General features: G+C 71.3%; 6 protein-coding genes. 4 read left to right on the top strand and 2 right to left on the bottom strand.

The features are described from left to right. From G3I19_RS33890 to G3I19_RS33880, 3 genes are all read left to right on the top strand, one after another. Window positions 1-269: DUF4339 domain-containing protein (locus tag G3I19_RS33890; protein ID WP_164267541.1), on the top strand; the 269-nt coding region annotated here is incomplete at its 5' end. A gap of 12 nt (window positions 270-281) precedes the next feature. Then, a complete protein-coding gene (locus G3I19_RS33885) occupies window positions 282-1439 on the top strand; it encodes a hypothetical protein (RefSeq protein WP_239075012.1) in 1158 nt (385 codons plus the stop codon). Window positions 1440-1471: 32 nt separating this feature from the next. After that, window positions 1472-2680: a type ISP restriction/modification enzyme gene (locus tag G3I19_RS33880; protein WP_164267540.1), complete on the top strand. Its 1209-nt coding sequence runs from the start codon at window positions 1472-1474 to the stop codon at window positions 2678-2680. A 302-nt stretch (window positions 2681-2982) separates the two neighbouring features. On the opposite strand, the gene G3I19_RS33875 is transcribed toward G3I19_RS33880, so the two are convergent. Both G3I19_RS33875 and G3I19_RS33870 read right to left on the bottom strand, forming a co-directional pair. Next, on the bottom strand, window positions 2983-3246 hold the full coding sequence (locus tag G3I19_RS33875) for a hypothetical protein (protein WP_164267539.1): 264 nt from the start codon (window positions 3244-3246) through the stop codon (window positions 2983-2985). A gap of 236 nt (window positions 3247-3482) precedes the next feature. Continuing rightward, a complete protein-coding gene (locus G3I19_RS33870) occupies window positions 3483-4292 on the bottom strand; it encodes an SGNH/GDSL hydrolase family protein (RefSeq protein WP_164267538.1) in 810 nt (269 codons plus the stop codon). 299 nt (window positions 4293-4591) lie between these two features. Here G3I19_RS33870 and G3I19_RS33865 point away from each other — a divergent pair, with 299 nt between their 5' ends. Next, window positions 4592-5686, top strand: coding sequence for a DUF5925 domain-containing protein (locus tag G3I19_RS33865; RefSeq protein WP_164267537.1), 1095 nt, complete (start codon window positions 4592-4594; stop codon window positions 5684-5686). The last annotated feature ends 36 nt before the right edge of the window (window positions 5687-5722 follow it).

Below are 5722 nucleotides of genomic sequence, written 5' to 3'. Positions count from 1 at the left end.
CCGCACCGGCCGCCGCGCCCGCGGCCCCCGCTCCGGCGGCGGGCCCGCCGCCGTTGCCCACGCAGGAGCAGTGGTTCATCGGGGTCAACGGCGCCCAGCAGGGGCCGTACGACGGCTCCGCGCTGAATGGCCTGGTCGGCGCGGGCACGCTGACGCGCGAGACGCTCGTCTGGAAGGACGGAATGGCGGGCTGGCTCGCCGCCGACCAGGTGCCCGGGATCAGCGGACTCTTCGGGTCCGTTCCGCCGCCGCTCCCGCCGCAGGGCTGAGGCCGGGCGACGATGACGACCGACGATCAGTACACCGGCGGCCCCACAGGACCCGGCGCCGACCAGGGCGCCGCGGCCGCAGCTCCCGCATCCGCTTCCCTCTCCTACCCGTGCCAGGCGTGCGGCGCCACCGTGGAGTTCGCGCCGGGCTCGGGCGCGCTGCGCTGCCCGTACTGCGGCCAGGAGCAGGCGGTCGCCGAGGTGCCCCGCCAGGTGCGCGAGCACAGCTGGGACGAGCTGGCCTCGCTGCCCGCCAAGCCGCGGGGCACCGCGCCCGCCGGTGTGCGGACCTATGTCTGCCCCGGCTGCGCCGCGCACACCGAGACCGACGACCTCTCCGCCCGCTGCCAGTTCTGTGCGACCGCGCTGATCGCGGAGCCGGACGCCACCGAGCGGGTGGCACCTGAGGCGGTCGTCCCCTTCGGTCTGGACCGCAACAACGCCCGTGAGGCGCTGCGCAAGTGGACGTCGTCCCGCTGGTTCGCCCCCTCCAGCCTCAAGAAGGTCAGCGAGGCGGAGACGTTCAAGGGCAGCTATCTGCCGCACTGGACGTATGACGCGGGGACGGTCTCCCACTACCGCGGGCAGCGCGGTCAGTACTACTACGTGACCGAGACGTACACCACGGAGGAGAACGGCCAGACCGTCACCAAGACCCGCCAGGTGCGCCGCACCCGCTGGTTCCCGGCCTCCGGGACGGTCAGCCGTGACTTCGACGATGTGCTGGTCGCGGGGACCAGCCATGTGGCCGAGAAGCAGCTGGACAAGCTGACGCCCTGGCCGCTGGAGCAGGCCAAGCCCTTCCAGCCGGAGTACCTGGCCGGTTTCCAGACCGTGCGGTACGACGTGGAGCCCGAGGACGGGCTGGTGACGGCCAAGGAGCGGATGGCCGACGTCATCACCCGCGACTGCAAGTCCGACATCGGCGGGGACGAGCAGCGGGTGCACTCGGTGGACACCCAGTACTCCGGGCTCACCTTCAAGCTGATGCTGCTGCCCGTGTGGTTCCTGACGTATCTCTACGCGGGCAGGAGCTGGCAGGTCATGGTCAACGCACGGACCGCCGAGGTCATCGGCGAACGCCCGTACAGCAAGGGCAAGATCGCCGCCGCGGTGGTGGCGGCGCTGATCGTCATCGCGGCGATCGTCCTGCTGGTGGTCAGAAAGTAGAGTCCTGCCCGATCGGAACGGAAAGCCCTAGCATGCGGAGCGTGACCGATGACGCTCCGCTGCTCGACGATCTGATGCCCTGGTCGGTGGAGTCCCCCCGGCTGGGGCGCGACTGGGTGGTGGCGCCCGACGCGCGTTCGCTCAAGGCGCGCTGGGACGCCCTGCTCCGGGCCGACGGGCCCGGCCGTGAGCGGCTTTTCCGTCCCACCAGGGCGAGGACACCGGAGAGTTCCGTACCGGCGCTGCCGGGACAGCCCAGCGGGACGGGCCGCTTCAGCCGTGAGTCGGGCCCGTGTCCCGCCCCGGTACGGCTCGGGTGCGGCCCGTTCGACGAACAGTGGCTGATCCCGGACCACCGGCTGCTGGACGCCGCCCGCCCGGAGCTGTGGCGGGTCGCCGACGAGCGACAGCTGTTCGCCGTCGGACAGGCGGGCGCCGCGGACGACTCGGGTCCCGCGCTGCTGGTCTCCGCCGTCCTCCCGGACGGCCGCTCCCCCGCGGGCCGTGCCGGCCGGGTCAGACCGCTGTACCGCAGGCCCGGTGGCGCCGAGCCGAACATCGCGCCGGGGCTGCCCGAGCTGCTCACCGCCCGGTACGGGCAGGAGGCCACCGCCGAACAGATACTCGCCTGGGCGGTGGCCGCGTCCGGCCCCGCGCCCGGCGGATGCGCCGTACCGCTGACCGCCGACCCCGGGCTGTGGTCGTCCGGGGCCGAGCTGGGGCGGGAGCTGCTGCGGATCCAGCTGCGCGGGGCGCGCGGCGGTGACCGGCCCCGGCTGCCCGGCGGCCGCCGCCCCTATGTGCGGGCCGCTGTCCCGCCCCGGCCGGAGACGCTCACGTACGACCCCGATGAGGAGGCCCTGCTGCTCGGCACCGGGCGTATCGCACCGGTGCCCGCCGGGGCGTGGGACTTCACGGTGGGCGGTGTCCGGGTGCTCGACCTCTGGTTCGGGCGCAGGACCGCTCCGGCGGAGCCCGGCACATTGGAGGCGCTGCGGCCGGCCGGCTGGCTTCCGGAGTGGAACTCCGAACTGCTCGAACTGATCACCGTGCTGGCTCTGCTGGCCGGACTGCGGCCCGCCCTGCGGGAGTTGCACCGGAAACTGGCGGCGGGCCCACGTATCGGGCGGGCCGAACTGGAAGCGGCGGGTGTCCTGCCGGTATCTGCGGCGGCCCGCCGCCCCGCTTCGGTGCTCGACCACCACGAGGAGGGGCCTGAGGGCCAGTTCGCTCTGGTGTGAGCGGGCGAGGGCTGTACGGGGTCAGCGGCCGCCGCGGAGCGCGCTCGCGCCAAGTGGAATGCCTCGTACTGGAATGCCCCGTACTGGAATGCCCCGTACTGGAATGCCTCGAACTGAAATGGCTCGTACTGAAGTGACTCGTCACGAGAGGCGGCGGGGCCGGGTCGCCCGGAGCCGGCGAACACACCGACGCGCCACCGTGCGCCCCGGGAATGACGGGCGGGACGTGAGCAGCGCCGCACCGGGACGGTGTGGTCGCCCGATCGTGGATCGGTTGTCTCGGTAGTTCCGGTTCGGAAGCTTCAGCCGCGGCTGCCGAAAAGCGAGCGGCGCAGCCGTCGCAGCGGGGCGAAGAGCTTCACCCGCGCGCCCCTGCCCGTCCTGGAGTGTGCGACGTCGCGCGAGGTGAGCTCACGCATCAGGGACGTCGCCTCTGCCGACTCGCGCTGCGGGACCACAGGGCCGCCGAGCACCGAGAGATGGCGGTCGAGGCGCGAACTGGTCGCACCGCTTCCGCACGTGATCGCAGGCACTCGTGGCCTGCTGCGCACTGTTATCTGTTCCATGTCACTCCCCACCCGTACGAGGGCACCCGGCCCGGGGCACAGTAACCCTATCGCCCCCGGGAGGCACCCGTGTATCCCGGGCGCCGGATTCACCTCTGCCATACGGAGGTTGACGGTAACTCTCCGAATATATCTGGTTCCAGGGAGAGTTGGCCGGTTCGGTTCCGCCCCGACAGGGCCGGAACCGAACCGGACGGAGTCCCTGGTACAGGGCCTCCTCCCCCCGGTGACGGGTGTCAGTCCTGTGCGGTGAGCACGGGCAGATAGCCGCCGGACTGGCCGGCTGCCGTGGGGTGGTAGGACTCGGTCAGATCGAGGATGTTCACGCTGTGCAACCAGCTGTCGGACGAGCAGATCTCGTGTCCGGAGAAGGCGGAGGTGACATCGCCGAAGGCGAAGCCGTGGTCGGCGGCGCGCTTGGCGGTCACCGCGTTGAGATGGTCGGACGCCGAGTTGATCGCGGCACGCTCGGTCTCGCTCAGTCCGGCGATGCAGCTGCCGTTGAGCTGGTAGAAGCGCGGATAGCCGAGCACGACCACGTGCGCGGACGGGGACTTGGCGGTGATCGCCGAGTAGACCTTGTCCAGCAGGCCGGGCAGCGTCGAGTCGATATAGGTGTTGGCTGTCGCGAGGGCCGCGAGACAGGTCGCCTCGGACTTCAGCACACAGGTGGTCATGGTGTCGGCGAAGCCGGCGTCGTTGCCCCCGATGGTGAGGGAGACCAGGCCGGTCGAGGAGCTCAGCGCGGAGAGCTGGCTGGAGAGAACGTCACCCGTACGAGCGCCGGAGCAGGCGACGAAGGCGAACGACGAGGGCGAGTGGGCGGCCGCCCACAGTTTCGGGTACGCGAGGCTGCTGCGTTTGCAGTCCCCGCTGGAGCTGTCGTAACTGCCGGACCCGACACCGGCCGAGTACGAGTCACCGAGGGCCACATAGCCGGTGGATGCGGCCGGTTGGGCGGCCTGAGCCGCGCCCGCCCCGGTGAGGGCGAGTCCGACGGCGAGCAGAACAGAGGATGAGAAAGTCGCAAATCTGGACAATTTCATGGAACCTCCTTGAGCGGGATTTCCGCCACGTCTGTCGTACCAGCTCACGGCCACATTCTGGAAGTGTGCATGCCAAGTATTCGGTGCATCGACGGCCTCCGGTCATCTGACGGCCAGTGAAGCCCGGCGCCCGGCCGTACGGGGTGCGAACAGCCCTGATTCACCCCATCGGTGACAAGGCGTCAGTCGGCCGGACGGGCGTACGCCGGTCCCATCCGGGGAGAAGAGGTGACAGATCCGGGGAGAACGCGTGACAGAAAGGGCGTGCGCGGGCCGCCCCCGTGCCGGATCATGGGCGCATGTCCGCAAACCCTGAGGCAGCCCTGCCGATCCGGCTCAACGTCGACGACAGCGATTCGCCGTCCGATGTCGTGGACGCCCTGTTCCTCGGCCGATTCGCCACGGGCGAGCAGCCGTACTCGCACAGTTCGTCGATCGACCGCGTCAAGAAGGGGCTCACGCTGCTGCCCCCCGGTGCGACCGTGCTGCGGGCGGCCCGGGACGACGACCGCAGCGCGACGCTCGCCGAGGGCGAGGGATGGACGCTGCTCGTCTCGCGCTGGAACCGCGGCGCCGATGTCACGGTCACCGCGGTCAGCGAGGAGCTGGCGGCGGAGGTGCTCAAGCAGTCGACGGACGACGCGCAGGACGAGCCCGAACCGCAGCCCGAGAACGTCGCCATGGGGTTCTGGTACGTCTCCCCGCGCCGCGGTCCGCACCGCACCACCCGGCAGATCGCGGCCGGCACCTGGGAAGAGGTGCGGGCCAACTACACGGCGCCGGTGGCCGATGCGCTGGACGGCCTGATGAAGGTGACCCCGGACGACATCTCGGGCCGGCTGCTCCTGCTGCACGGCCCTCCGGGCACCGGGAAGACATCGGCGCTGCGCACCCTGGCCAGGTCCTGGCGCGACTGGTGCCAGGTGGACTGCGTACTCGACCCGGAGCGGCTGTTCAACGACGTCGGCTATCTGATGGACATCGCGATCGGCGAGGACGACGGTTCGGCGAAGGGCCGCTGGCGGCTGCTGCTGCTGGAGGACTGCGACGAGCTGATCCGCGGCGAGGCCAAGCACACCGCGGGACAGGCACTGTCGCGGCTGCTGAACCTCACGGACGGGCTGCTGGGCCAGGGCCGCAATGTCCTGGTGGGCGTCACCACCAATGAGGACCTGGAGCGGCTGCACCCCGCCGTGGTGCGCCCGGGCCGCTGCCTGGCCCGGATCGAGGTCGGCCCGCTGACCCGCGCCGAATCGTCGGCGTGGCTGGGCAGCGACGAGGGCATCGGCCGGGACGGCACGACGCTCGCGGAGCTGTACGCGCTCCGGCGGGGCGCGGGACCGGCGTCCGTCCCGGCACAGGAACGGGGCGTGGACGCGGGCCTGTACCTGTAGGGGCGGCAGCGCCAAGGACAGGGGCGGTGCCCGCGG

The organism is Streptomyces sp. SID10853 (assembly GCF_010548145.1).
GTDB lineage: Bacteria > Actinomycetota > Actinomycetes > Streptomycetales > Streptomycetaceae > Streptomyces.
Note: the sequence above shows the minus strand (reverse complement) of the source record. Positions and strands in the feature narration are given on the sequence as shown.